This is a genomic window from Pseudofrankia sp. DC12 (genome assembly GCF_000966285.1).
Lineage (GTDB): Bacteria > Actinomycetota > Actinomycetes > Frankiales > Frankiaceae > Pseudofrankia.
The window spans coordinates 3,938,887-3,962,855 of record NZ_KQ031391.1; the positions used below are offsets into that span (position 1 = coordinate 3,938,887).

The 23,969-nt window shown below is 71.3% G+C and carries 20 protein-coding genes and 1 pseudogene; 8 read left to right on the plus strand and 13 right to left on the minus strand.

Annotated elements, in window-relative coordinates:
• The first annotated feature begins 215 nt into the window (after positions 1-215).
• Complete coding sequence (locus tag FRADC12_RS15685; RefSeq protein WP_052710939.1) at positions 216-1,583, plus strand: bifunctional glycosyltransferase family 2/GtrA family protein; 1,368 nt, start codon at positions 216-218, stop codon at positions 1,581-1,583.
• Between the two features lie 208 nt (positions 1,584-1,791).
• The gene (locus FRADC12_RS15690; protein WP_045877207.1) at positions 1,792-4,302 is read left to right on the plus strand and encodes an ArnT family glycosyltransferase; all 2,511 of its coding nucleotides are present in this window, start codon (positions 1,792-1,794) and stop codon (positions 4,300-4,302) included.
• Positions 4,303-4,467: 165 nt separating this feature from the next.
• Here the strand turns inward: FRADC12_RS15690 and FRADC12_RS15695 are convergent, their stop codons facing one another.
• Entirely contained in the window at positions 4,468-5,394 is a 927-nt protein-coding gene (locus FRADC12_RS15695; RefSeq protein ID WP_198153135.1) for a LysR family transcriptional regulator, read from the minus strand.
• Positions 5,395-5,486: 92 nt separating this feature from the next.
• On the opposite strand from FRADC12_RS15695, the gene FRADC12_RS15700 reads away from it, so the two are divergent.
• From FRADC12_RS15700 to FRADC12_RS15710, 3 genes are all read left to right on the plus strand, one after another.
• On the plus strand, positions 5,487-6,485 hold the full coding sequence (locus tag FRADC12_RS15700; RefSeq protein WP_045877209.1) for a threonine ammonia-lyase: 999 nt from the start codon (positions 5,487-5,489) through the stop codon (positions 6,483-6,485).
• Between the two features lie 261 nt (positions 6,486-6,746).
• Positions 6,747-7,208, plus strand: coding sequence for a MaoC/PaaZ C-terminal domain-containing protein (locus FRADC12_RS15705; protein ID WP_045877210.1), 462 nt, complete (start codon positions 6,747-6,749; stop codon positions 7,206-7,208).
• Positions 7,209-7,322: 114 nt separating this feature from the next.
• Complete coding sequence (locus FRADC12_RS15710) at positions 7,323-8,489, plus strand: acyl-CoA dehydrogenase family protein (RefSeq protein ID WP_045877211.1); 1,167 nt, start codon at positions 7,323-7,325, stop codon at positions 8,487-8,489.
• 131 nt (positions 8,490-8,620) lie between these two features.
• Here the strand turns inward: FRADC12_RS15710 and FRADC12_RS15715 are convergent, their stop codons facing one another.
• The 7 genes and pseudogenes from FRADC12_RS15715 to FRADC12_RS31370 all read right to left on the minus strand — a co-directional run.
• Positions 8,621-9,487 (minus strand): HpcH/HpaI aldolase/citrate lyase family protein, encoded by an 867-nt coding sequence (locus FRADC12_RS15715; protein ID WP_045877212.1) that lies wholly within the window; start codon positions 9,485-9,487, stop codon positions 8,621-8,623.
• Between the two features lie 69 nt (positions 9,488-9,556).
• Entirely contained in the window at positions 9,557-10,705 is a 1,149-nt protein-coding gene (locus FRADC12_RS15720; protein WP_045877213.1) for an alkaline phosphatase family protein, read from the minus strand.
• Between the two features lie 129 nt (positions 10,706-10,834).
• Positions 10,835-12,049, minus strand: coding sequence for an amidohydrolase family protein (locus tag FRADC12_RS15725; RefSeq protein WP_045877214.1), 1,215 nt, complete (start codon positions 12,047-12,049; stop codon positions 10,835-10,837).
• A gap of 617 nt (positions 12,050-12,666) precedes the next feature.
• Positions 12,667-12,924, minus strand: coding sequence for a Sec-independent protein translocase subunit TatA (tatA, locus tag FRADC12_RS15730; RefSeq protein ID WP_045877215.1), 258 nt, complete (start codon positions 12,922-12,924; stop codon positions 12,667-12,669).
• Positions 12,925-13,081: 157 nt separating this feature from the next.
• Positions 13,082-13,894 (minus strand): Fpg/Nei family DNA glycosylase, encoded by an 813-nt coding sequence (locus FRADC12_RS15735; protein ID WP_045877216.1) that lies wholly within the window; start codon positions 13,892-13,894, stop codon positions 13,082-13,084.
• A gap of 119 nt (positions 13,895-14,013) precedes the next feature.
• Positions 14,014-14,778 (minus strand): SDR family NAD(P)-dependent oxidoreductase, encoded by a 765-nt coding sequence (locus FRADC12_RS15740; protein WP_045877217.1) that lies wholly within the window; start codon positions 14,776-14,778, stop codon positions 14,014-14,016.
• Positions 14,779-14,819: 41 nt separating this feature from the next.
• Positions 14,820-14,960, minus strand: a pseudogene (locus tag FRADC12_RS31370) (aromatic ring-hydroxylating dioxygenase subunit alpha); the annotation flags it as partial.
• An 811-nt stretch (positions 14,961-15,771) separates the two neighbouring features.
• On the opposite strand from FRADC12_RS31370, the gene FRADC12_RS15750 reads away from it, so the two are divergent.
• The 3 genes from FRADC12_RS15750 (at position 15,772) to FRADC12_RS15760 (ending at position 19,342) form a co-directional block, all read left to right on the plus strand.
• Positions 15,772-17,103, plus strand: coding sequence for a wax ester/triacylglycerol synthase domain-containing protein (locus FRADC12_RS15750; protein WP_232303830.1), 1,332 nt, complete (start codon positions 15,772-15,774; stop codon positions 17,101-17,103).
• Between the two features lie 230 nt (positions 17,104-17,333).
• A complete protein-coding gene (locus tag FRADC12_RS15755) occupies positions 17,334-18,398 on the plus strand; it encodes an NAD(P)H-dependent amine dehydrogenase family protein (protein WP_045879675.1) in 1,065 nt (354 codons plus the stop codon).
• A 155-nt stretch (positions 18,399-18,553) separates the two neighbouring features.
• On the plus strand, positions 18,554-19,342 hold the full coding sequence (locus FRADC12_RS15760; RefSeq protein WP_045877219.1) for an SDR family oxidoreductase: 789 nt from the start codon (positions 18,554-18,556) through the stop codon (positions 19,340-19,342).
• A 99-nt stretch (positions 19,343-19,441) separates the two neighbouring features.
• On the opposite strand, the gene FRADC12_RS15765 is transcribed toward FRADC12_RS15760, so the two are convergent.
• The 5 genes from FRADC12_RS15765 to egtA form a co-directional block, all read right to left on the minus strand.
• The gene (locus FRADC12_RS15765; protein WP_045879676.1) at positions 19,442-19,807 is read right to left on the minus strand and encodes an FKBP-type peptidyl-prolyl cis-trans isomerase; all 366 of its coding nucleotides are present in this window, start codon (positions 19,805-19,807) and stop codon (positions 19,442-19,444) included.
• Between the two features lie 69 nt (positions 19,808-19,876).
• Positions 19,877-20,740: a Sco1979 family transcriptional regulator gene (locus FRADC12_RS15770; protein WP_045877220.1), complete on the minus strand. Its 864-nt coding sequence runs from the start codon at positions 20,738-20,740 to the stop codon at positions 19,877-19,879.
• Positions 20,741-20,780: 40 nt separating this feature from the next.
• Positions 20,781-21,242: an NAD-dependent epimerase/dehydratase family protein gene (locus FRADC12_RS15775; protein WP_045877221.1), complete on the minus strand. Its 462-nt coding sequence runs from the start codon at positions 21,240-21,242 to the stop codon at positions 20,781-20,783.
• Positions 21,243-21,305: 63 nt separating this feature from the next.
• On the minus strand, positions 21,306-22,301 hold the full coding sequence (gene egtD, locus FRADC12_RS15780) for an L-histidine N(alpha)-methyltransferase (protein WP_045877222.1): 996 nt from the start codon (positions 22,299-22,301) through the stop codon (positions 21,306-21,308).
• A gap of 30 nt (positions 22,302-22,331) precedes the next feature.
• Positions 22,332-23,660 carry an ergothioneine biosynthesis glutamate--cysteine ligase EgtA gene (gene egtA, locus FRADC12_RS15785; protein ID WP_045877223.1) on the minus strand — a complete coding sequence of 443 codons (1,329 nt, stop codon included), beginning with the start codon at positions 23,658-23,660 and terminating at the stop codon, positions 22,332-22,334.
• Positions 23,661-23,969 lie beyond the last annotated feature (309 nt).

The following is a 23,969-nucleotide window of genomic DNA, read 5'->3' on the forward strand; positions in this document are numbered from 1 at the left end:
GGCCTCAGCCGGTCATTGTTGCAGCGTCCGCGATATTGTCGCGGGCGCGACTGTAGATCGTCCGTCGACGGCCTGCTGTATATGTCTTTCGACCTGCGGCTCGTGCGCGGATGGCTGGTTCGGACCCGGTTCCGCGCGCGGCGGCGCGGCGCATTCACAGCGGACCCACAGTTGGCCGCAATGGAGAGCACAGGCCGAGCCGGCAGCCTGGAACCATGACCACGACAGGGCACCCGCAAGGCAGCGCGGCGCTGGTCGAGCACATTCCGGCTCGATCGGAGCAACTGGGGCCACGTCCCGTGCTGGACGTGGTAATTCCCGTCTACAACGAGGAAATCGACCTGGAGCCGTGCGTCACCCGACTACGCCGGCACCTCGTCGAAACTTTTCCTTATCCTTTTCAGATAACGATCGCGGACAATGCCAGCACCGACCAGACGCTGGCCGTCGCCAACCGCCTCAAGGAGCTGTTTCCCGAGGTCGCGGTGCTGCATCTCGACGCGAAAGGCCGCGGCCGAGCGCTGCGCACGGCGTGGGGGCTGTCCCCGGCGCCGGTCCTCGCCTACATGGACGTCGATCTGTCCACGGACCTGCGGGCACTGCTTCCCCTGGTCGCGCCGCTCATCTCCGGGCATTCGGACCTGGCGATCGGCAGCCGGCTCGCGCCGGGCGCCCGGGTCGTGCGTGGCCCGAAACGCGAGGTGATCTCGCGCTGCTACAACCTGTTGCTGCGCCGCGCGCTGTCGGCCCGTTTCTCGGACGCGCAGTGCGGATTCAAGGCGATCCGTCGCGACGTGGCCCGTGCCCTGCTGCCGCTCGTCCAGGACACCGACTGGTTCTTCGACACCGAGCTGCTCGTGCTCGCGGAACGCTCGGGGCTGCGGATCTATGAGGTTCCCGTCGACTGGGTCGATGATCCGGACAGCCGGGTCGACATCGTGGCCACCGCCATGGCGGACCTGCGCGGGATCGCCCGCCTCGGCCGGGACCTGGCCACCGGCCGGCTGCCGGTGCGGGAGGTGCGGGCTCAGCTGGGCCGGCGCACGCTGACCGCGGGAACGCCGGCGGCGGCCGAGGCCACCGGTCAGCGTCAGCTGATCCAGCAGCTGGCCCGGTTCGGCGCGATCGGGATCGCGAGCACCGCGGCCTACCTGGCGCTGTTCGTCCTGCTGCGCGGCTGGTTCGGCGCGCAGGGCGCGAACTTCTTCGCCCTGCTGGTCACCGCCGTCGCGAACACGGCCGCCAACCGGAGGCTGACGTTCGGGCAGCGCGGCGTCGGCGCTCGCAGCCAGATCGAGGGCCTGATCGTCTTCGGTCTCGGCCTGGCGCTCACCAGCGGCGCGCTGGGCGCGCTACGAGCGCTCGCGCCAGGAGCCGGCCGCGGGGTCGAGCTCTCGGCGCTGATCGCGGCGAACCTCATGGCGACGCTGCTGCGCTTTGTCGCCTTCCGGGCGTGGGTCTTCCACCCTCGCCGAACCGGCCCCGGCGCCAGCCACCCGCCGACCGGTCAGGAACCGGCCGAGCCGGTGCCGGGCCGCCTCTTCCGGCCCATCCGCCCGCGGAGCCCGCACAGCGACGAGTGAGCACGGCGACGGGCACCGGGCGCGTCGGCCCACGCGCCTCTTCCCCGCCCGGCCCTGCCTCCCTTCCCCGCCCGGCCCTGTGTCCGTTCCCGGCCTGGCGCCGCTCCTCCGCCTGGCCGGCACCGCCCCGAGCTGGCCCTGCGCTTACCGCACCTGTCCGGCCCGGCAGCTACTTCCCCGCCTACCACTGGAACTCGGAGAACGACCGATGAAAGCGGACGAGGGCGCCTGGCGCGCCCCGCAACACTCCCTTGACCCCTACTCCACCCATCCGCCGCAGGCGAGTCCCTACACGGTGGACGTGAGCCAGCCCGGTGGGATCGACGTCGTCGAGACCTGGCCAGGCCGCCAGGCCCCCGAGTCTCCGCACAGCGGCGAGCCAGCCGGCGGCTCCGGCGACGGTGCCGGCCCGGCGGGCGGCACCGGGGGCGGTTCCGGTGACGGCTCGGGTGGCCCGGGATCCGGCGGCGGTCGGCATGGCCGGCACGGCCGGCCCGGTCGGCTCCTGCGCGGCCGGCCCGAGGACCCGCGCTGGGCCCGCCCGGCGCTGCTGGTCCTGCTCGCCGCGGCCGCGGTCCTCTACCTGTGGGGTCTCGGCGCGTCCAACTACGGGAACAGCTTCTACGCCGCAGCCGTCCAGGCCGGCACGAAGAGCTGGAAGGCCTTCTTCTTCGGCTCGATCGACGCGTCGAACTACATCACCGTCGACAAGCCGCCCGCCTCGCTCTGGATGATGGCGCTGTCCGGCCGGATCTTCGGATTCTCCAGCTGGAGCATGCTCGTTCCGAACGCGCTGTGCGGCGTCGCCTCGGTAGGGCTCCTCTATGGGGCGGTCCGGCGGGTGGCCGGGCCGGCTATGGGGCTGATCGCGGGCGCCCTGTGCGCGTTGACGCCGGTCGCGGTGCTGATGTTCCGCTTCAACAACCCGGACGCCCTGCTCGTCCTGCTGCTGGTCTTCGCCGCGTACTGCGTGACGCGGGCGCTGGAGATCGCGTCGTGGCGGTGGCTCACGCTGGCGGGCATCGTCCTCGGCTTCGGCTTCCTCACCAAGATGCTCCAGGCGTTCCTGGTTGTTCCGGCGTTCGCGGTGGCCTACCTGATCGCCGCGCCGACCGGGCTGCGGGCCCGGATCGGCCACGTGCTCCTCAGCGGCGTCGGCATCGTCGTCGGCGCCGGATGGTGGGTCCTGGCCACCATCCTGTGGCCGGCGAGCTCGCGGCCCTATTTCGGCGGCTCCGGTAACAACAGCGTGCTGGGCCTTGCTTTCGGCTACAACGGCCTCGGGCGGATCTTTGGCGGCGAGGGCAACGGCGGTGGCGGCGGAGGCCGGCCGACCGGACAGGCGGCGGACGCGCTGGCAGCGTTCGGTTCCAACGCCTCCGGCGACGCGCCGAGCGCGACGGCTGGCGCGGCGGCGCGGGCAGCCGAAGGCTTCGCGGGGGGAGCGCCGGCAGGTGGTGGCGGCGGCTTCGGCGGCGCGGCCGGCATCACCCGGATGTTCGGCGACAACTTCGGCGCTCAGATCTCCTGGCTGTTGCCGGCGGCGCTGATCCTGCTGGCCGGGGGCCTGTGGGCGACCCGGCGGGCGCCCCGGACCGACCGGCTCCGGGCGGCGCTGGTCGTCTGGGGTGGCTGGACGGTCGTCACCGCTCTGGTCTTCAGCTACATGAAGGGCACGATCCACGAGTACTACTCGGTCGCGCTCGCGCCTGGCATCGCGGGGACGGTCGCGCTGGGTGCGTGGTCGCTGTGGCGGACCCGGGACCAGTTGGCCAGCCGAGTCGTTCTCGCCGTGAGCTGTGGAGTCACCGCGGTCTGGGACTTCGTCCTGCTCGGCCGCACCGACTGGCAGACCTGGTTGCGCTACCCCGTTCTGCTCACCGGCCTGCTGGCCGCCGTCGTCCTGCTGGCCTGGCCGCGGCTGTCCGACCGTGAGGACATCGACGCCCCGGCCGGCCGGCTGACCCCGGCGCGCCGGGCCGTGGTCATCGTCGCGCTGGCGGCGGCCGCGTTCGGGACGGCCGGCGCGCCGGCCGCCTACGCGCTGGAAACCGCTTCGGTCGCGCACACCGGCTCCACCCCGCTCGCCGGGCCGGCATCGGCCCGAGGCGGCGGCTTCGGCGGGCCGGGTGGCGCCTTCACCCCGGGCACCGCCCGTGACACCGACGGGACCAACCAGGCTGGCGCCGCACCCGGGGGCTTTGACGGCTTCGGCGGTGCAGGCGGGCCGAACGGCGCCGGTCAGCCTGGCGGCTCGGCTACCGGCGGTCAGCCAGCCACCGGTAACGAGGCCCCGTCCGCAGGCGAGACCTCGGCCGAAGGCCAGACCGGCGCGGCTGCTCGCTTTGGCGGCATGGGCATGGACGCTCAGGCCGACAGTGCGGTGACGAAACTGCTGTCGACGAACGCCGGCCTGTACCGCTGGGTCGCCGCTGTCAGCAGCTCGCAGTCCGCGGCCTCGTTGGAGCTGGCCAGCGGCGGCCTCCCGGTCATGGCACTCGGCGGCTTCACCGGCAGCGACAACGCCATAACCCTGGCCCAGTTCCAGCAGTACGTCGCCGACGGCAAGATTCACTACTACTTCGGCGAGGGCGGCGGCGGCTTCGGTGGCGGCGGCAACGGCGTGATCAGCCAGATCACCACCTGGGTCGAGGCGCGCTACTCGACCGTCACCGTCAACGGCCAGACCCTGTACGACCTGACCAAGCCGAAGTCGTAACCCACTACCCGCAGGCCTTCGGCAGCGGGTGCGGCCCAGGGCGCTGGTGCCGGCGCGACCCGCCGGCACCAGCACCTTTTCGTTGAAGACGCCCGATCCAGCCAGACGTCCCTTTACCAGCGACGAGCAACCAGCGACGAACGACCGGAAGCCGGCCCGGCGCGGTCAGGCCGGCGGGTGCGGAGCCCAGGCGGTGGCCGCGGCGCCGAGATGCTGGAGAAGAGCGGCGGTCGTCGGCGGGTCCGGCGGCTCGCCGTGGACGGTCGCGGTCACGGTGCGGGCGAGACCGGGAATCTCCGTGACGCGGACGCCGGGGTGGCGGTGCGAGCGCAGGCTCAGGCCGGGCAGCGTGGTGACGCCGAGACCTGCGGCGACCAACGCCTGGACCGCCAGGTAGTCGTCGGTCGTGAAGGCGATGTCGGGGGAGAAGCCGACCGCGGCGCAGGACTGGACCAGCGCGGTGCGACACCGTTCGCAGCCGGCGATCCACCGCTTGGCGCTGTGGTCGACGAGCCGATCTCCGGGCATGTCCTTCGGGGTCACCAGATAGATCGGCTCGGTGAACAGCGGCACCCGCCGCAGGCCGTCGTCGGCCGGCTGATGAGCGGTCTCCGCGTCCTGCGGCCCGTTCCCCGCCGATGGCCCGTTCTGATAGCTGAAGATCAGGGCGACGTCCACCTCGCCGGAACGCAGCAGCCGGACGGCGTCAGGCGGCTCGGCCTCGGTGAGGCGCAGTTCGAGGTCGGGGCTGGCGACGGCGAACGCGGCCGCGGCCGTCGGCACGAAGGTCCCGAGGGCGGACGGGAACGCGGCCAGCCGGACCCGCCCCGCCCGTAGCCCGGTATACGCGGCCAGCTCGGCCTCGGCGGCGTCGATCCGGCCGAGGATCTCTTCCGCCCGCTCGGCCAGCACCTGGCCGGCCTCCGTGAGGCGAATGCCCCTGCCGACCCGCTGGATCAGCTGGCTGCCGGTTTCCGCCTCCAGGCGGGACAGGTGGTGGCTGACGGACGGCTGCGCGTACTGGAGGGCCCGGGCCGCGGCGGTCACCGAACCGTGCCGAGCGACCGCCACCAGTACCCGCAGCCTGGTCACGTCCAACATCCGCCAAACGTATCAATCTTGTTGATGGGTTTGGCCAAGAGCTGGCATTAGACCGATGTTAGGTCGCGACGGACCATGCTCATATGGAAGACGGTTGTGCCTCGCTCCCCACTTTTGCCGACATCGCCGCCGCTCGTGATCTTCTGGCCGCTCATCTCCCGGTGACGCCGATGTGGTCGTATCCCGCCCTCAACGCCGCCGTCGGAGCGACCGTCTTCCTCAAGCACGAGAACGTCCAACCAACCGGGGCGTTCAAGGTCCGCGGCGGCCTGAACCTGCTCGCCGGCATGTCGCCGGCTCAGCGCGCAATCGGGACGATCACGTACTCGACGGGGAACCACGCCCAGTCGATGGCCTATGCCAGCGCCCAGTTCGACGCGCCCTGCACCGTCGTCATGCCGTCGAACGCGGCATCCTCGAAGGTGCGAGCGCTGACGGCCCTTGGCGCCGTCGTCGAGCTTCATGGACTCGACATGGCGTCGGCGCAGGCCCGAGCTGAGGAGCTTGCCGTCGAGACGGGTCAGCTCCTCGTCAGCCCTGGTGACACCCCTGAACTGATCGCCGGCGTCGGAACGGCCTATGTGGAGATCTTCGAGGCCCGGTCCGCCTTCGACGTCGTGATCGTTCCGATTGGCAGCGGCACCGGTGCCTCGGGAGCGTGTCTGGCTGCCGCCCGGCTCGCGCCGCACTGTCGGGTGATCGGCGTGCAGTCCACGGCCGCACGGGCCGCGCACGACTCCTGGCGCGCGGGCGAGTGCGTGCGCCGGCCAATCCGGACCCGGGCCGATGGCCTCGCCACCGGGCGGGGCTACCGGTTGCCGCAGGCGGTGATGTGCAGCGGCCTCGCGGACTTCCAGCTCGTCACGGACGACGACATCCGGTCCGCGCAGGCCCTGCTGGCCAGCGATGCCCACACCTTGGCCGAAGGCGCCGGGGCAGCATCCTTGGCCGCGATCCTGGCCCGTCCGGCGCGATTTGCCGGGAGGCGCGTCGCGGTCGTCGTCACTGGCGGGAACGCGTCACCGGCCGAGATCGCTGCGCTCGCGGGCGCCGCGAGGACTGCCGTCTCCGACGCGGCGTAGATGCGTCCGGCGCGCTCCGCTCCCGTCGACCAACCCCAGCGGGGTCGCCCGCCCGCCCGGCGAACTGGCGATGATGCTCAGGCACGCGCGAACGGGCGGCGGTGCGCGCCACTTTCCGGGGCGCACCCACGGCCCGGCGTGGTGTAGTAGTCGGACATGTGATTCTCGCCAGGCGAGAAGCTGACTGTTGACATAGTCGGGCTGACACGTCGGGCCAGAGCTGGCGCAGGACCTGAGGAGGCGAGTGCGGTGAGCCGGAGGATGGGTTCCTGGTTCGAGGAGCTACCGGTAGGGACCATCGTGCACCACGCGATCACCCGCACGCTGACCGAGGCCGACAACGTGCTGTTCACGACGCTGTCGATGAACCCGCAGCCACTGCACCTCGACCACGAGTTCGCGGCCCGGAGCGAGTTCAAGCGGCCCCTGATGAACTCGATGATGACGATCGCCACCGTCGTCGGCCTCGCCGTGCCTGAGCTCACGCTGGGAACGACGGTGGCGAACCTGGGCTTCGGCTCGATCGACTTCCCCAAGCCGATGTTCGCCGGCGACACCCTGCACGTCGTGACCGAGGTGACGAAGGCGCGGCTGTCCAGCTCGCGGCCCGGTGTCGGCATCGTCGAGTTCCGCCACGACGGCTACAACCAGCACGACGAGCTGGTCTGCCGGGCGTTCCGGTCCGCGATGATGCACTGCCGCCCGGCCGGCGAGGCCGAGTGAGCCGGCCCACGGCCCGCCACGGCCGCACGTCGCCCTTACCTATGGGCTGGTAACTGGAAGAGGTCCGTCACCCCTTGCCGCGCAGCGGTTGTAGGAGAGGCGCGAGGAGTCTCCGTGGAGTTCGAGGAACCCGCCGAGCACACGGCCATTCGCGAGGCCGTGCGGGACATCTGCAAGGGGTACGACGCCGAGTACTGGCGCCAGCACGAGAAGAACCACGAGTTCCCGTGGGAGTTCTACAACGACCTGGCCGCGGCCGGCTGGGTCGGGATCGCGATCCCGGAGGAGTTCGGCGGTGGCGGTGGCGGCATCACCGAGGCCTCGATCGTGATGGAGGAGGTGGCGGCGGCCGGCGGCGCGATGAACGCGGCGAGCGCGCTGCACATCTCCATCTTCGGTATGAACCCCGTGGTCAAGTACGGCAGCCAGGCGCAGAAGGAGAGGTACCTGCCGAAGGTCGCCACCGGGGAGATGCACGTCGCCTTCGGCGTCACGGAGCCGGACGCGGGCACCGACACGACCTCGATCTCGACCCGCGCGGTCCGCGACGGCGACGACTACATCGTGCACGGCCAGAAGGTGTGGACGACCAAGGGCCACATCGCCGAGAAGGTGCTGCTCCTGGTGCGGACCACCCCGCTGGAGGAGGTCAGGAAGCGCACCGACGGCATGACGCTGCTGCTGGCCGACCTGCGTCGGCCCGAGGTCGACATCCACCAGATCGACAAGGTGGCCCGCAACGCGGTCGGCTCCTGCGAGGTCCGTTACGACGGTCTGCGTGTCGCCGGCTCGGACCTGGTCGGTGAGGAGGGCCGGGGCTTCAAGTACCTGCTCGACGGGCTGAACCCGGAGCGGATTCTCATCGCCTCCGAGGCGCTCGGCATCGGCAAGGCCGCGCTGCGCGTCGCCGCCCAGTACGCCAACGAGCGGGTCGTCTTCGGCCGGCCGATCGGCAAGAACCAGGGCATCGCGTTCCCGCTGGCCGAGGCGCACATGCGCCTCGCCGCCGCCGAGCTCGTCATCCGGCAGGCTTCCTGGCGTTACGACCAGGGCCTTCCGTGCGGGGAGCACGCCAACTCGGCCAAGTTCCTGGCTTCCGACGCGGCCTTCTTCGCGGCGGACCGGGCGATGCAGACGCACGGCGGTTTCGCGTTCGCGACCGAGTACCCGGTCGGCCGTTTCTGGGCCGAGTCGCGGCTGATGAAGATCGCCCCGGTCTCGCAGGAGATGGTGCAGAACTACATCGCCGAGCACGTTCTCGGCCTGCCCCGGTCGTACTGACCGCGCGTCGGCGCCCAGCGCCGGGCGGCGGTGTTCGGCCGTCAACCGCTGGGCGCTAGCGGCGCTCGGCCGCCACCGGTCGGGCGGCTGGCTCATGAGGAGCCAGCCGCCGTGACGTGCGCTGCCTGGCCTCAGGCTCCGGCGGCGAGGACGCGGCGGGCCTGGGCGACGAGCGGGACGTCGACCATGCCGCCCTCGAAGTTGATCGTCCCCCGGCCCTCGCGCTGGGCCTCCTCGTAGGCGTCGATCAGCCGGCGGGCCCGGTCATACTCCTCGGACGACGGGGTGAACGCCTCATGCGCCAGCGCGACCTGCCCGGGGTGGATGCACAGCTTTCCGCCGTAACCCAGGTCCCGAGCGAAGGACGCCTCCTCCAGGAACCGGTCCCGGTCGCCGATCGCGGTGGTGACCTGGTCCAGCGCGACGACACCCGCCAACCGGCAGGCGATCGCCACCTGGGAGCGGGCGGAAAGCACCTCCAGATTGGACCGGGTCCGCCGGCCGCCCAGGTCGGCGATGAAGTCCTCGGCGCCGAAGTAGGCCGCGTCCACCCGGGCTGTGCTCGCCGCGTGGGCCAGCACCTCCGCGGCCCGGTGCACGCCGGCGACCGACTCGAGCCCGTACATCACGGCCCGGTCGCCGAGCCCCCGTGTGCCCAGCGCCGCGGCCAGCACGTCGACGTCGCCGGTCGTCTCGATCTTCGGCACGACGATGCCCTCGAGGCCCAGCTCGGCGTAACAGTCCAGGTCGGCGTCGAAGTTCTCCGCGTCCGTCACCCCGTTGACCCGGAGGAAGACCGCGCCGTTGAACTCGGCGCGCAGCTTCGGGACCGCCTCGATCGCGCCGGCCCGGCCCGCGGCCTTGGCACCGAGGGGTGTCCCGTCCTCCAGGTCGACGATCACGATGTCGGCGCCGAAGCGGGCCTGCTTGGCGATCAGGTCGGGCCGGTTGGCCGGCGTGAACAGTGGCGACCGCCACCGAAGCGCTCCCGTGGTCATGGCCGGAACGCTAGCGGTGACCGGCCGCGGGTTCACCTGGGATGTGACGGATTCTGGGATGTGACGGACTCAGCCGCGGGCCACGACCAACGGCACGTTCATCTCCGCGGGCGTCAACGAGCCGTGCTGGCCGCGCATCGCGGTGAGGTGCGGCTCGATGTCCGGCCGGACCAGCACCGTCGTCCCTCGGGCCGCCGCGATGACGTGGCCCAGCCGGTGGACGACCCGCCGGCGAACCACGGGCCCGAACCACCCGTCGGCCACGGCCTGCTCAGCCGACACCACCCACGCCTGCTCGCCGAGGACCTCCGACCAGGCGGCCAGGACGTCCTGCGCCGCACCCGGCTGCGCGTAGACATACCGGGCCCGCGGCTCGCCGGCGATCGCGCGGACGCCGGCCAGCAGTTCGGGCGCCGCGTCCAGGCTGACCCGGTCGTCCGGCGTCACGGCGACCATTCCGTGATCGCCCGTGACGGCGAGCAGCGAGTCCTGAGGCAGCGCCTCGGCGAGCGCCGCGACCAGGCGGTCGACCAGTGCGAGCTGCGTCCGCCAACCCGGTGAGGAAGGGCCGAGCACGTGCCCGGTCGTGTCCAGGTCGGAAACGTAGGCATAGACGAGGCCGGGCTCGTGGAGCGCGGAGGTGACCGCCTCGACGAGCGTTCCCCAGGTGGGCGCGCCGATGTAACGGCCCCCGCGCAGCCCGGCCCTGGTCAGCCCCGACTCCCGGAACTGTGGTGACGAGACCGAGGTGACCGGCAGGCCGCCGGCCGCCGCACGCTCGAAGGCAGTCAGTTCGGGCTGGAGCTGTTCGGGAGCGAGGGTGTCGAGGAGTGACCGGTCCTGGCCCTGGAACTGCCAGCGCAACGCGTTCAACAACCCGCCGGCACCGGCGAACGGCTCGAACAGGTAGCCGATCATCCCGTGGTCGCCGGGAGTGCGGCCGGTGCCGATGGACGTCAGGCTGGTGACGGTCGTCGATGGGTAGCAGGTGGTCAACGCCCGGGCACGCTGGGCGGCCAGGGTTGGCGCGGTCTCCGGGTGCGCGGTCAGCAGTTCGTCGCCAAGCCCGTCCACAAGCAGCAGACAGGCCGACCGTGCCTGTCCCAGCCTCAACCGGGACGCACCGGCGAACCCGGGGGCTCCGACCGAATCCAACAGCGCCGGCACCAGCTCGGCCAGCGAGTCATCGCCATACCGGGGAAGCGCGGGAGGCTGCACGGCTTGAGTCTCTCGCGCCGAACACCGGCGGGCGAACCGGTTTGGTTTAGTGGCCGCCGCCGAGCGGCCGATCGACCCGGCCGGTTCGTCCGGCGGCCGGGCCGATCGGCCGGGTCGATCGGGAGGTGCTCAGGCGGCGGTCAGCTGAGCCTGGGCGTTGCGGAGCGCCATGTTGGCGTTCTCCGGCAGGGCCAGCAGGGGCTGAGCGACTTCCTCGACGGTCGGGCCGTACCGCGCCGCGAGTGGGGCAAGCGCATCGAGGTCGAAGTCGTAGAGCCTGGCGGCGTTGCCGCCGAGCGTGTCGCGCAGCTCGGCCTCGGACAGGTGGTGGAGGACCTGGCGGAGGGCCTCGTGGGTGAAAGGCGTGGTTCCCTCGTCATGCGGGTAATCGTTGCCCCACATCCACCGATCGGCGCCGATCACGCTGCGCGCGGCGACGTCGTCGGGACGGGGGAAGCTCGCGCCAACCCAGCAGCTCTGCTTGAAGTACTCGGTGGCCGAACGCGGGAGCGCGTCTTCCCTCCGGTACTTCAGCTCGCCGATCGCGCCACCGCGGATGTTCGCGAGGATGCCGTCCAGCTGCTTCAACAGCGGCGGGAGTCCCGCGGCGGACGCCTCTGTGATGACGAACTTCAGCCTTGGGAACTTCTCGAACACGCTGGCCAGCAGCATGTGCACGAAGGGGCGCATGCCGTAGAAGGCCACTTCGCTGATCAGGAGGGCCGGGGTGGCCGGGTAACGGCCGTAGTTGGGTGATCCGGTGCCGCCGTGCAGGTTGACCGGAATCTCCAGGTCCTGCAGCGCGGCCCACAGCCGGTCGTACTCCGGGTCGTAGAGCGGCTTCACCCACGTCACGTCGGGCGCCACGTTCGGCAGGAGCACCCCGCCGCGCAGGTTGTGCTCCTTGATCCAGGTCGCGTCCGCGATGGCGTCATCGATGTCGTTCAGGAAGATCTGACCGACGCCCGCCCGCTGCGCCGACTTGCGGGCGCAGAAGTCTGCCAGCCACCGGTTGTGCGCCTGGATGCCGGCGCGGCGATGGCGGTACTCCTCCGCCTTCGGCGGCCCGGCGAACAGCACGAAGCCCGGGTAGAAGGGCGGCACGGTGTTCGGGAAGATCACTTCGCCGACGACGCCCTGGGCCAGCTGGTCGCGGTCGCGGCGATCGTCGTCCCAGTTGCGGACACGCAGATCGGTGTCGCGCAGGTCCTTCCAGGGGTTCTTGTACCTGCCCCGCCAGGCGTCGAAGTCCTCGAGGAACGACGGGTCCAGGTACTCGCGGTAGGTCTCGTGGTTGGCACCGGCATGGGTGTCAGCCGAGATGATCGTGTACCGGGCGGCCACGGGCACTCCCTGATCGCGGCGTGGTGGACACGACTGATAGAACGTGATTTCAGGTTTGGCTGTCAAGCGATCGAATTGAAGGCGGCGCCTGCTGGCTGGCCACGCTCAGCTGTGCATGATCGTTGGCCTCGATCGGGCGGCGGTCGGCGTAACTGTCTTGCAATGATGTTCTCGCGCAGGGTGCCTCGACCACGGCGATGGGAGACCGGCCTCGTGCGGGCGCGTCCTCGTCAGGGGGCAGGCGCGGTTGGGGCGGCCAACCCCGGCCACAGCGGCGGTCCGTGGCTCGCAGGCTTCCGCTCACTGCTCATCCGTGCCCGGACAGGATCGGCGGGTCGCTTCAGGCTGACCTGGCTCTGCCAGGCCGAGGTGGCAACCTCAGACCGCACGATCCGTCGGTGCGAGGGGCGCACTGCGTCCGGGCACCATCGTGGAACGCTCGCATGGCCGAGGCTCGCGACGGCGATCGCATCGGCCGCGCGGCATCGCCTGCAGCCCGAAGCTCGCCGTCCGGCGGGCTGTCGCCGTCAGCCTCTTCGGCCGGCTGAGGGCCAGACGGCGGCCACGGGCCACCAGGCTGAGCGGGTGCGGCCGGGACCTACGGGGGACGAGCTTCCCTAGGAGGCGCTCGGGTCCTTGGCCATCGCTACCGGGGCCGGGGTCGGCTCGGCGGGGGGAGCCGGGACGGCGGCCGGCGGCGCGGGGGCGGCGATCGCGGCGGGCCTGTCGTCCTCCTGCAGGCCCTTCACCTCGGACTTGAAGATCCGCATGGACCGGCCGATCGACCGGGCGGCCTCGGGCAGCTTCTTTGACCCGAACAGGACGACCGCCACGATGGCAATGATGATCAGTTCTGGAGCGCCCAGATCTGGCATGGGTTCCGCCCCTCCCCTCTTGGAGGCCGGCATGACGCCGGCGCTCACCGGATGCTACGGCGCCCATGTGACAGCCGACGCCCGGACCACCGACTCCGCCCTGTGGTCTGGCCCGCGTCCGTGTGCCGACGGCACCCCGCGGGCCGGCGACAGGCCGTCATCGGGGCGGTTGGCACGTGTGGCACCAGAAGAGGTTGCGGCCGGCCAGCTCCGTCGTCAGAACCAGGTTCTCGCAGATCAGGCAGGGCTGGCCGGTGCGCCGGTAGACGTACACCTCGCCGCCGTGGTCGTCGACCCGGGGCGGGCGGCCCATCGCCTCCGGGGTGTGCCGCGGCCGGACCGTGTCGATCCGTCCGGTACGCACGCCCTCGGCCATCAGGAGGCCCAGATCGGCCCAGAGCTCGGCCCATTGCGGCGCGGTGAGGTCCTTGCCCGGCAGCCGAGGGTCGAGCCCGGCCCGGAAGAGCACCTCGGCCCGGTAGATGTTGCCGGGCCCGGCGACGACCGCCTGGTCCATCAGCAGCTGCGCGATGACCGTCCGGCTCCGGCCGATCCTGCGCCAGGCGAGCTCGGGATCGGCGTCGGCGCGCAGCGGGTCGGGGCCAAGCCGGTCGAGCAGCGACTTCACGTCGCCGGGCTCCAGCAGTTCGCAGGCATTCGGGCCGCGAAGGTCGGCATAGCCGCCCTCGGTGGCCAGTCTCAGCCGGACGGCCCCGGTCGGCGCCGGCGCGGGCGACGGGCCGAGCGTGTACTTGCCGTAGATCCCGAGGTGGACGTGCAGAACCTGCTCGTCGTCGAACCGGAGCAGCAGGTGCTTGCCATAAGCGTCGGCGCTTTCCAGTACCCGTCCGGTCAGCCTTCGCGCGCCGTCGGCAAAGCGTCCCTGCGGGCTGGTCACCGCCACCGGCCGTCCACGGAACATCTCCGCGTGGGCGGCGGCCAGCCGGTGCACTGTGTGACCCTCGGGCATGCCTGCGCCTTTTTCGCTGTCGCTGGGAGGACGGCTGGCGCCGGAGGCACGGCCGAAGCCCTGGTTTCGCGTGGCCAAGGCTTGGCCCGAGCCTATCGACGCCGCCGCCCGCCCGGGGGTCAGGTGTTGCGGCCGCCGTTGACGCCGAAGACCTGGCCGGTGACGTAACCGGCCTCCTCGGAGGCGAGGAAGGAACAGGCCGCGGCGATGTCCTCCGGCAGGCCCATCCGGCGCACGGGCGTCCGCGCGATGAGGTCGTCGGCGGTGTTCGAGCCCCAGCGGCCGCGGGCCTCCTCCTGGCGCAGCATCGGGGTGTCGACGAATCCCGGCGGGATCGTGTTCACCGTGATGCCGGCCGGGCCGAGTTCCAGTGCGAGCGCCTTTGTGAAGGCGATGACGCCGCCCTTGGACGCCACATAGTGGGTCATGAACGCCTGGCCACCCTGCGCGCTGGACGACGAGATGTTCACGATCCGGCCCCAGCCGGCCTCGACCATGTCCGGGACGACCGCCTGGCAGCAGAGGAACGTGCCGGTCAGGTTGACGGTCAGTACCGAGGTCCACTGCTCCAGGGTGATGTCCATGAACCGCTTCGAGCCGGTCTTCCCGGCCGAGTTCACCAGGATGGTGACCGGACCGAACTGGGCGCGGGTAGCCGCCAGGGCGCGTGCGACGCTCTCGGGGCCCGCCACGTCGGCGGCCACCGCCAGCGCCGCGCCGCCGGCGGCCTGGATCTCTTCGGCGACAGCCTTCGCGTCACCCTCGTTGAGATCGAGCACGGCGACCGACGCGCCGTCCCGGGCCAGGCGCGTCGCACACGCCCGACCGATGCCCGACGCGGCGCCCGTGACGACCGCGACCCGGCCGACCTGATTCCCGGCCATCTGGTTCCTTTCAGCTCGCCCGATTCCGACGGGCTTGTCGGCTAGCGCTGGCTCTGTGCCGCGGCCACGTAGTCGGCCGCGGTCTTGTACGGGTGGCGGATGAGAATCTCCTGGTCGTTGATCGGGAACTCTCGGACCACCCGCGACTCGAGCATCTTCTGCGTCGCCTCAAGGGTGTTCGAGTGACCAGGTAGGGCGGGACGTCGATGTTGGTCATCCCGACCGTCAGTGGCCGATTATCGACGCGCACCTCTACCTTGCGTAGGACCGCGTAGGACCTGCTCCGAGTAACTCCGGGCTTCGCTGCCCGAGATCTGCCGGTCATGGTCGGCACCCACGACGCCCAGGACCTGCGGCGTGAGGAGGACGCCGGGCGAAAGATCCAGCTCGAGGCTCACTTTGGACGGTGCGAGCGTCACGTAGGACGCTTGCACGTACACGTCGAGCGGATGTGCGGAGGCAGAACTGGCCGGCAGCACAATGGCGAGGACCAGGATAGCGGGCCCCAGCAGTAGCGCGCGCAGAGTCCACCGGGCCGCAGGGCCGCGTGGATTCACGAGGTGATCGCAGCGCCCAGCTTCGTGATCTACAAGCGGTGTGCCTGCCTCTTTGCCCGCGGCACGTTGCCCAGCCGTGTCCACCCCCGCGAACCGCCCGCTGGCAGGCCCGTCGCCCGAACCAGGCCAGCCGCGCCTACCAGTCAAATCGCGAACGTGCGAGAGCCCTGGGGCGCAGGCGGCGGCCCCGGCATTCTTCGCTCGGGCGCCGCGTCGGGCTATGGAACGCGACGGCCCGATAGCCGGGCCGGCGTGGATTCTCAGGGACGCGCCGTGGCCGCGCCCCGGAACGGACTTTTCAAACGAGGCCGATCGGCTTCGGTCTAGAGTTCCACCGAATTCGACGGCCCATTAGCCGGGCGCCGCGGCCGCCTTCTGAAGCGGAGGTTCCGGCCGTCTCGCGGCCTTTCCGCAGCCCAGGAATGTGGTGGTATATATGTGCCCTCGGGCCGCCGACGCGAGCCCGCGCCCGCTGAGCCGGATGGACCGGGCACTGCTGGGATATCAGCGGGAGAACCGGGCCACGCCGCTGAGCGTCGCCTACCTGCTGCGAGCCGAGGGCAGGTGCTCCGTCGGCGCGCTGCGGGCGGCCGTTCTGGAACGGTCGGCCCGGTTCCCGCTGCTCGCCCATCGGGTGACGCACCCCGCGGGGCAGGCCAGTTGGCCGCACTGGACGCCGGACCCGTGGTTCGACGTGATCACCCATGTGCGTGAACACCACATCCCGGCCGGTGCGGACGAGTCGGACGTGCGGGCTCTCGTCGCACGGCGCTGCCAGACGCAGATTCCGCTGGACGCGCCGCCCTGGGAGCTTTGCCTGTTGCACGCTCCGGGCACGGACGAGTTCTACGTCCTGTTCCGCGCGAGCCATGTCTGGCTGGACGGGACCGCGTTGCACCAGGTGTTGACCGCTTTGTTCGGAGCGGAGACCGCGGTCGGCTCGGCAGGCTGGCTGCGGGACGGACGGGTGACCCCCCGAACGCTGGCCGCGGCCGGCGGGCGGCTCGCTGGCTGGATGACGCCGACGGCCAGCCTTGAGGCACTGGCCCGCCCAGTCGCCGGGGAGCACGACCTCTACTGGGCGTCGACCAGTGTCGAGCTGCTACGCACCCTTGGGCGGGCCTATGGGGCGACCGTCAACGATGTCTTCCTGGTCGCGCTGGGAGGGGCCTTCGAGGCTTGGTCCCGGCCGGTGGGTGGCGCGCGTCGGCTGAAGATCCTGATGCCGGTCAGCGCACGACGACCAGAGGAGAGCAACCACCTGAGCAACTTCGTGGTGGGTACCCGGGTAGGGCTGCCCTGCGGCCTCGGTTCGCCGTCGCGACGATTTGGTGTGGTCAGGCGGCAGACCGCGCGCTATCGGAGTGGCACGGCCGCGGGGGCCGGCGAGCGCTGGTGGTTCGAGCGGGTCCCCACCCGCTTCGGCCGGGTCGCGGTCGCGATGGGTATGGATCCACGCAGAGTCGCGGTCTCGACGTCCAACCTGGGCGTCATGGCTGCTCCGTTGACGATCGCGGGTAGCCCGGTCACCGAGGCGGTCCCGGTGCCGGTTCCCGTTCCGGGCCAGCGCATGTTCGTCATCCTCGGCGGTGTCGGCCCGAAGGCGTCACTGGGCGTCGCGATCGACCGCAACGTGCCCCGCGGCGCGACCCTGGCCAACCTCTGGCTGGCCGAGCTCGACGCGCTGACCCGGGCCGCCTCCACGTCGAGCGGGTTCTCGCATACCTTCCGGCCGCGGTCGCGCCGACAGCCACAGCGGACGGGATGACGCAGGGGACGCGAGGTCCTCGCCGGGGCGCCAGGGCGGGTGCTCCGGTCTGCGCAGTACGTGCCTTGCCGGGCCAGACGCGCGCATGCTAAGCATCTGATGCGGCATTTTTTGGCGACTGCCCAACCGGTCGCCGGGTGCTGACGCACGGACTGGCACCGCCGACCCCGGCCGAGCCTGGCCCGCGGACACAGCGCGCTCAACTCACCGCCGCTACCGAGGAGGACGCCATGGCGACCACCGGCCACCCCTTACGGGTCGTGCAATGGACGACGGGAAAGGTGGCCAGTGAGGCCCTCAAGGCCATCGCCGAGCGCCCCGACCTCGAACTGGTCGGTGTGTTCGCCTTCAGCAAGGAGAAGGTCGGCCAGGACGCCGGCGAACTCGCGAACGTCGGGCGCGGCCTCGGAGTCGCCGCCACCGATGACCTCGACGCCCTCATCGCTCTAAAGCCGGACTGCGTCGTCTACATGCCGCTGAACCCGGACATCGAGCAGCTGGCCCGCCTCCTGCGGGCCGGAGTCAACGTCGCGTCGACGGCCGGCTTCATCACTGGCCGCGCCTACGGCACCGAGGCGCGTGCGGCGCTGGAAGAGGCCGCCCAGCAGGGAAACGCCACCCTGTTCGGCAGCGGCATCAATCCGGGCTGGGTCGCGTACCTCGCCACGGTTGCCACCGGCCCGTGCCGCGAGGTGACCTACCTGCGGGTGATCGAGTCCGTCAACATCGGGCCGTGGGCCGCGGATGCGAACCAGGACGAGCTCGGCTGGGGCCGGCCGGCGGGCGACCCGGGCCACGCCGACGACATCCGCAAGGCGACCGCGGTCTTCGCCGACTCGGTCGAGTCGATGGCCGCCCAACTCGGGCTGGAGCTTGACGACATCCGGTGCGAGGTCGCGTTCGCCCACGCGGTCAGTGACGCCGACGTGCCGGGCCGGACGGTCAGGCGCGGCACGGTCGCGGGCATCGACGCCAAGTGGATCGGCGGCAGCGACGGCGTCGACCGGGTGGAAGCGCAGCTCCGCTGGACGGTCGCCGCCGGTCTCGACCCGGCCTGGGAGGTCGCGAACGGCCACCTCGTCGAGGTGCTCGGCTCGCCGCAGATCCATCTCCGGGTGGACGTCCTGCCGGAGAACCTGGAGACGTTCACGCTCGAGGACGCGTCGATGATGGGCTCGATGCTCACCGCACTGCCGGTGGTCAACGCCATTCCAGCCGTCGTGGCGGCCCGGCCGGGCATCGTCACCTACGCCGACCTTCCGACCGTCGCCTCGCGTTTCGCGCCGAAGCGCTGAGCGCGGGCTGACGTCCGAACGGGCCGCGCCGGCCGCTACCGAGGCTGGCGCGGCCCGCGGCGCAGAGCCCTCGTTCCGATCCGCGCGGATCGTGCCTCTCGTGCCCTGATGTGTGCATGATCAGGCGCTGGTCCGAGACGTGGGGAGGAACCCGGGTGGATGTCAAAGGCGCAGTCATCGTGGTCACCGGCGCGGGCAGCGGGATCGGGGCCGCGCTGGCACGGCGGTTCGCCGCTGGCGGCGCCACGGCCGTCGTGGTCAGTGACCGGGACGCGGCCGCCGCCGCGAGCGTCGCGGCCGAGATCGGTGGACGGGCGGTCCGGACGGACGTCACGGACGAGACGGCCGTCGCCGCCCTGGTCGAGCAGACGCTCGCCGAGTACGGCCGGATCGACCTGTTCTGCTGCAATGCCGGTGTGTCCGTCGGCGGCGGTCTGGAAGTCGAAACCAAGACGTGGCTGGACACCTTCGCGGTCAACACGCTCGCGCACGTCCATGCGGCCCGCGCCGTCGTCCCGTCGATGCTGGAGCGGGGCAGCGGCTACCTGCTCAACGTGGTCTCGGCCGCGGGTCTCCTGACGATGCCCGGCGACGCGCCGTACGCCGTCACCAAGCACGCTGCGCTCGCCTTGGCGGAATGGCTGGCCGTGACATACGGAGACAAGGGAATTCGGGTCAGCGCCGTCTGCCCCTTGGGAGTGGCCACGCCGCTGCTGCTCGACGGCCTTCGGGAAGGCCACGCGGCGGCCCGGGTCGTCGCCGCGTCGGGAACGCTGCTCACGGCCGAGGACGTCGCGGAGGCGGTGATCGACGGCCTCGCCGCGGAAAAGTTCCTTATCCTGCCTCATCCTGAGGTAAGCGGGTACTACGCGCAGAAGGCGGCGGACCCCGACAGATGGTTGGCCGGAATCCGGCACCTGGCGCGCAAGGTGGAGGAGTCCTGAGCGGCGGGCGCCGGCCGCGGTAGGCCGGGCCGGCTCACCCAGCCGATGGGAAGGGCATTCGCGCGGGACCGAGGCAGGCGCCGGACCCGACGGCTGGGATCAGCCGACGCCGAGCAGGTCGACGACGAAGATCAGGGTCTCGTTCCTCTTGATCGGCCCCGCGCCCCGGACGCCGTAGCCCAGGTGCGGCGGAATGACGAGCTGGCGGCGGCCGCCGACCTTCATGCCCTGCACGCCCTGGTCCCAGCCGGCGATGACCTGTCCCGCGCCGAGCTGGAACCGGAAGGGCTTGCCGCGGTCGTAGGAGGCGTCGAACTCCTTGCCCGAGCTGAGGGCGACGCCGACATAGTGGACCGAGACCGCCCGGCCGACGGTGGCCTCGGCGCCGTCGCCCTCGGTGATGTCCTGGACGACCAGGTCTTTCGGCGGCGTCTTGTCCACGAGTTCGATCTTTGGCTTCTCCATGGCCCCCACCCTACGGGCGCTCTGGCGCCGGTTCCGCGGCGACATCGACAGCCGTGACGACAGCGCCTCCTACCGGCTTCTGTCGATCTTTCGGAGTACGTCGGCGGTGCGGTCCGGCGTGCTGCTGTCCAGGCAGAGGCGGTCCATCGCGATCGTGTAGCGGTCGACCTCCTCGCGTTTGTCCAGGTAGGCCGCGCCGAAAAGCTGTTCGAGATAGACGATGTCCGACATCTCGGGGTCGGGGAAACGCAGGATGCTGAACGCGCCGCCCTCCGCGGTGTGACCGCCGAAGGCGAACGGCATCACCTGGAGCGTCAGGAAGGGGCTGTTGATCAATTCCAGCAGGTGGTTGATCTGCGCATGCATGATCTTGTCACCGCCGATGGGCCGCCGAAGCGCAGCCTCGTCGAGCACCACCCAGAGCCGGAGCGGGTTTTCCCTGGTCAGTACCTGTTGGCGGCTCATCCGGACGTTGACTCGGCTGTTGATCACTTCCTTCGGCGCACCCAGGGCGCCTCGGGTGATGACCGCGCGTGCGTAGCCCTCGGTCTGAAGCAGGCCGGGGATGAACTGCAGCTCGTAGGTACGGATCTGGGAGGCCGACTCCTCCAGCCCGATGTACGGCTGAAACCAGCTGGGCAGGACGTCGGAGTACGACTGCCACCAGCCCTGCTGGTTCGCCTCCCTGGCCAGCGTGAGCAGGGCGTTTCGTTCGGTCTCGTCGGTGACGCCGTAGAGGACCAGCAGGTCGTTGACGTCGCGTTCCTTGAAGCCGACCCGGCCGAGCTCAAGCCTGCTGATCTTTGACTCGGAGGCGCGAATGTGATAACCGGCGTCCTCACGGCTGATCTGTTTGTCCTCCCGCAGCCGCCGTAGCTGAGAGCCCAAGAGGATGCGGCGCACGGTCGGGCTGCCGCCCGCCGGTACGGCCACGCCTGTTCCCCCGCTTCACTCGCCTGGTTGACAGCGCAGTTTATCGGGGCGGCGACGATATGGCGGACGTCGCCCGCCCGGTGTTCGCCCGGCCCGCGAACACGCCGCCGTAGACGACCATCGAGCTGGCCAGCACCAGGCGCCCGAGGCCCGCGCGGGCCATCGCGGCGAGCAGGACGGCGGTGCCGAGGTCGTTGTTGGTGACGTACTGGGCCAGGTCGTCGAGGTCGACGCCAAGGCCGACCATCGCCGCCTGATGGCAGACCGCGTCCATTCCGGTGAGTGCCTCCTCGACGGTCGCGCGGTCCGTGACATCACCCGCGATCAGCTCGGCAGCACCATGAATCTCGGGCTTTGTCCGATGAACGGCCGGCAGCAACGCGTCGAGCACGCGGACGTCATGGCCGTTGTCGACCAGCGCGGCGACGACGTGGGAGCCGATGAAACCGGCGCCGCCGCAGGGCGGCGCGGGTCGCGACGAACGGGTCCGGACGGGTGCCAACCTCGGTCATGCTGCTCCTGCCAGCGTCACAGCTCACCCGTGCTCACACCGTGTGCCTCTGCTTCAGGCCGGGACCGAGAGGCTGACGGCGAAGTCGCCGTCGGGGTCCGTCCACCAGTGGGTCATGCCCCACCCGGCGGTGGCGAGCTCCTTCTCGATCCCGTCGCGGCGGAACTTCGCGCTGATCTCGGTCCGTAGCTGCTCGTCCTCGTCGAACGGGACGGTGAGGTCGAGCGCGCCGATCCGGGCCTTCTGGGTGTGGCGGGAGCGTAGCCGCATCTCGATCCACTCGGCGTCCGGATCCCACACGGCGAGGTGCGCGAAGCCATCCGGGTCGAGGTCGCCGTCCAGCTCGCGGTTGACCACCTTCAGGACGTTGGCGTTGAAGGCCGCCGTCACCCCGGCGGCATCGTCGTAGGCCGCGACCAGCCGGGCCGGGCTCTTCACCAGGTCGGTGCCGAGCAGCAGCACGTCGCCGGCCGAGGCAGTGGCCCGCAGCCGGGCCAGGAAGACCTGCCGTTCGTCCGGGCGCATGTTGCCGATCGTGCTGCCCAGGAACGCGACCAGCCGGGCCTCGGCCCGCGGCAGCTGGCCCAGATGGTGGTCGAAGTCGCCGACCAGCGCGTTCACCCGCAGCGCCGGGCGGGTCGTGGCCATGGTCTCGACGACGTGGCGCAGGACGGCCTCGTCGACGTCGAAGGGGACGAACCGGTGCAGCGTTCCCGTGTCGCCCAGCGCGTTCAGCAGCAGCTGGGTCTTCTCCGACGTGCCCGAGCCCAGCTCGACGAGGGTGTCCGCCCGGGAGAACGCGGCGATCTCAGCGGCGTGCTCGGTGAGGATCGCCCGCTCGCGCCGCGTCGGGTAGTACTCGGGCAGCCGCGTGATCTCGTCGAACAGCTGGCCACCGGCCTCGTCATAGAACCATTTCGGCGGCAGCTCTTTGGGTGTCGCGGTGAGGCCGTGCAGCACGTCGGCGGCGAGCTGGGTGGCCCGGTCGGCGGCGGTCAGATGGACCGCTACGCGACGGTTGCCGGTGTCGCTCAGCTGGGTGGGAACCATCGGGGCGATCTCCTGTTCCTGGCTGGCCGGCTAGCTCGGTTGCGGTACGTCCACGCAGGTCGTCGCGTCCATCAGTACGGCCGTCGCGCCGCCGGTCCGCCAGGCGGCGAGCGCGGCGTCGGCGGGGCACCGCCCCCGCCGCACGAACGTGTCGGCGAAGTCTGCGACCGCGGCCGTCTGGGCCGGGGACAGGCCCAGCCGCGCGGCCGCCTCGACCACGGCCATCACACATCGCAGCGCCGCCCTGCGCAGGTCGGGCTGGGCGAGGCCGAGCGCCGCCGCCTCGGCCCACTGGCCGGCCACGCCCGCGCAGGCATCGCGGGCGGTGTCGGCGGCCAGCGGGTCGTCGAGCAGCGCCGCGGTGACCGTGACCGCGACCGGCCACAACGCCGCCGACTGGGCGTCGACGTAGCGAAGCTCCAGCCAGCCGCGGGGCCGCACCGGCGGGAAGACCGTGCTCGCGTGGTAGGACAGGTCGTCGAGGGTCGGGCGGCGGCGCACCGGGCCGGCGCCCGCCACCCAGTCGCCGAAGGTCGAGCCGTCGAGGACTGGGATGTGGCGGCCGTCGCCGTCACGAACCAGCATCAGCCGGGCGTCGAGCAGGTAGCGGGCCCACTGTTCGGCCGGGCCGCCCGGCGTGGGTGGTTCTCCGGCGGCGGCGACAGGCCTGGTCCGGGTGGAGTCGATATCCGACCAGACGCCCTGGCGGGACGACACGCGGCCGGTCGGCCGGCCCGCGAGGACCGGCGACGAGGCGAACATCGCCACCAGCACCGGCCCCAGCGTGTGCGCGAGCCACCATCGGTCGTCCCAGCCCGCCTTCGGGCCTGCCTCCAGGTTGACCTGCAGCGCCGCGGTCGAGCACATCATCACCGGGCCGGCGGGGAACCCGCCGGTCTGGAAGAACTCCTCCATCGCCGCGTAGCGACTGTGGGTGAGCAGCCGCCGGGGTGTACGCAGCGGGTCGGCGCCGAGGCCGGCCAGCAGCAGCCCGTCGTCAGCGAGGCGGAGCCGCACGGCGGTCAGGTCGGCGGACATCGCCCGCATCGCCGCGGGAAGCGCGAGTGGCGGGCCGGAGAGCTCGAACTGGCCGCCCGGCTCGAAGGTGATCCGGCTGCCGCCGGGAAGGTCCGGATCGAGGCCGCCCAGCGCCGCCCGGGTCCGTTCCGGCGCGACGGGTCGGTCGGGGGAGTGACCGTCGACCACGAACCATTCGGTCTCGATCCCGACCCGGCCCACGGCCGTATCGGCGAGCATCGTCCGCTCGGCGAAGCCGTGGACGTCGGCGGGCCGCTCGACCACATCGCCGAGGTCGTCCACCGGACGCGTCGAGACGTCCGGCGTCTGCCGTCGTGCCATGAACCCCTCCAGGTCCGGACCGGCCAGCCGTGTGGGCTGGCCGCGGGTCGGCGCGGGTCGTGGTGGTCGGGTCTGCCGGCAGGTTCTCTGCCGAGGCAATCAACGGACGTTCACGGGCGGACATTCCGACCTGCGGTCCCGAATCCGCCTTTCGTGCGTCAGCGGGAGCGGCCGATGAGACCGGGGCCGGAAGCGCCAGAAGCCCAGGCAGCGCGCGACATGTCCCCAGGCTAGCGGTGGCGGTGCAGGAGGCCAGGGGTGTGACCGGCGCCCAGTGGAGGTCCGGGTGCGGGCGTCCGGGACGGCGCC

What these genes read in the sequence shown, in the direction of transcription:
- FRADC12_RS15685 (WP_052710939.1), top strand. Translation starts at nt 216, where the DNA reads ATGACCACGACAGGGCACCCGCAAGGCAGCGCGGCGCTGGTCGAGCAC.
- FRADC12_RS15690 (WP_045877207.1), top strand. Translation starts at nt 1,792, where the DNA reads ATGAAAGCGGACGAGGGCGCCTGGCGCGCCCCGCAACACTCCCTTGAC.
- FRADC12_RS15700 (WP_045877209.1), top strand. Translation starts at nt 5,487, where the DNA reads ATGGAAGACGGTTGTGCCTCGCTCCCCACTTTTGCCGACATCGCCGCC.
- FRADC12_RS15705 (WP_045877210.1), top strand. Translation starts at nt 6,747, where the DNA reads ATGGGTTCCTGGTTCGAGGAGCTACCGGTAGGGACCATCGTGCACCAC.
- FRADC12_RS15715 (WP_045877212.1), bottom strand. Translation starts at nt 9,487, where the DNA reads ATGACCACGGGAGCGCTTCGGTGGCGGTCGCCACTGTTCACGCCGGCC.
- tatA (WP_045877215.1), bottom strand. Translation starts at nt 12,924, where the DNA reads ATGCCAGATCTGGGCGCTCCAGAACTGATCATCATTGCCATCGTGGCG.
- FRADC12_RS15735 (WP_045877216.1), bottom strand. Translation starts at nt 13,894, where the DNA reads ATGCCCGAGGGTCACACAGTGCACCGGCTGGCCGCCGCCCACGCGGAG.
- FRADC12_RS15740 (WP_045877217.1), bottom strand. Translation starts at nt 14,778, where the DNA reads ATGGCCGGGAATCAGGTCGGCCGGGTCGCGGTCGTCACGGGCGCCGCG.
- FRADC12_RS15750 (WP_232303830.1), top strand. Translation starts at nt 15,772, where the DNA reads ATGTGCCCTCGGGCCGCCGACGCGAGCCCGCGCCCGCTGAGCCGGATG.
- FRADC12_RS15755 (WP_045879675.1), top strand. Translation starts at nt 17,334, where the DNA reads ATGGCGACCACCGGCCACCCCTTACGGGTCGTGCAATGGACGACGGGA.
- FRADC12_RS15765 (WP_045879676.1), bottom strand. Translation starts at nt 19,807, where the DNA reads ATGGAGAAGCCAAAGATCGAACTCGTGGACAAGACGCCGCCGAAAGAC.
- egtD (WP_045877222.1), bottom strand. Translation starts at nt 22,301, where the DNA reads ATGGTTCCCACCCAGCTGAGCGACACCGGCAACCGTCGCGTAGCGGTC.
- egtA (WP_045877223.1), bottom strand. Translation starts at nt 23,660, where the DNA reads ATGGCACGACGGCAGACGCCGGACGTCTCGACGCGTCCGGTGGACGAC.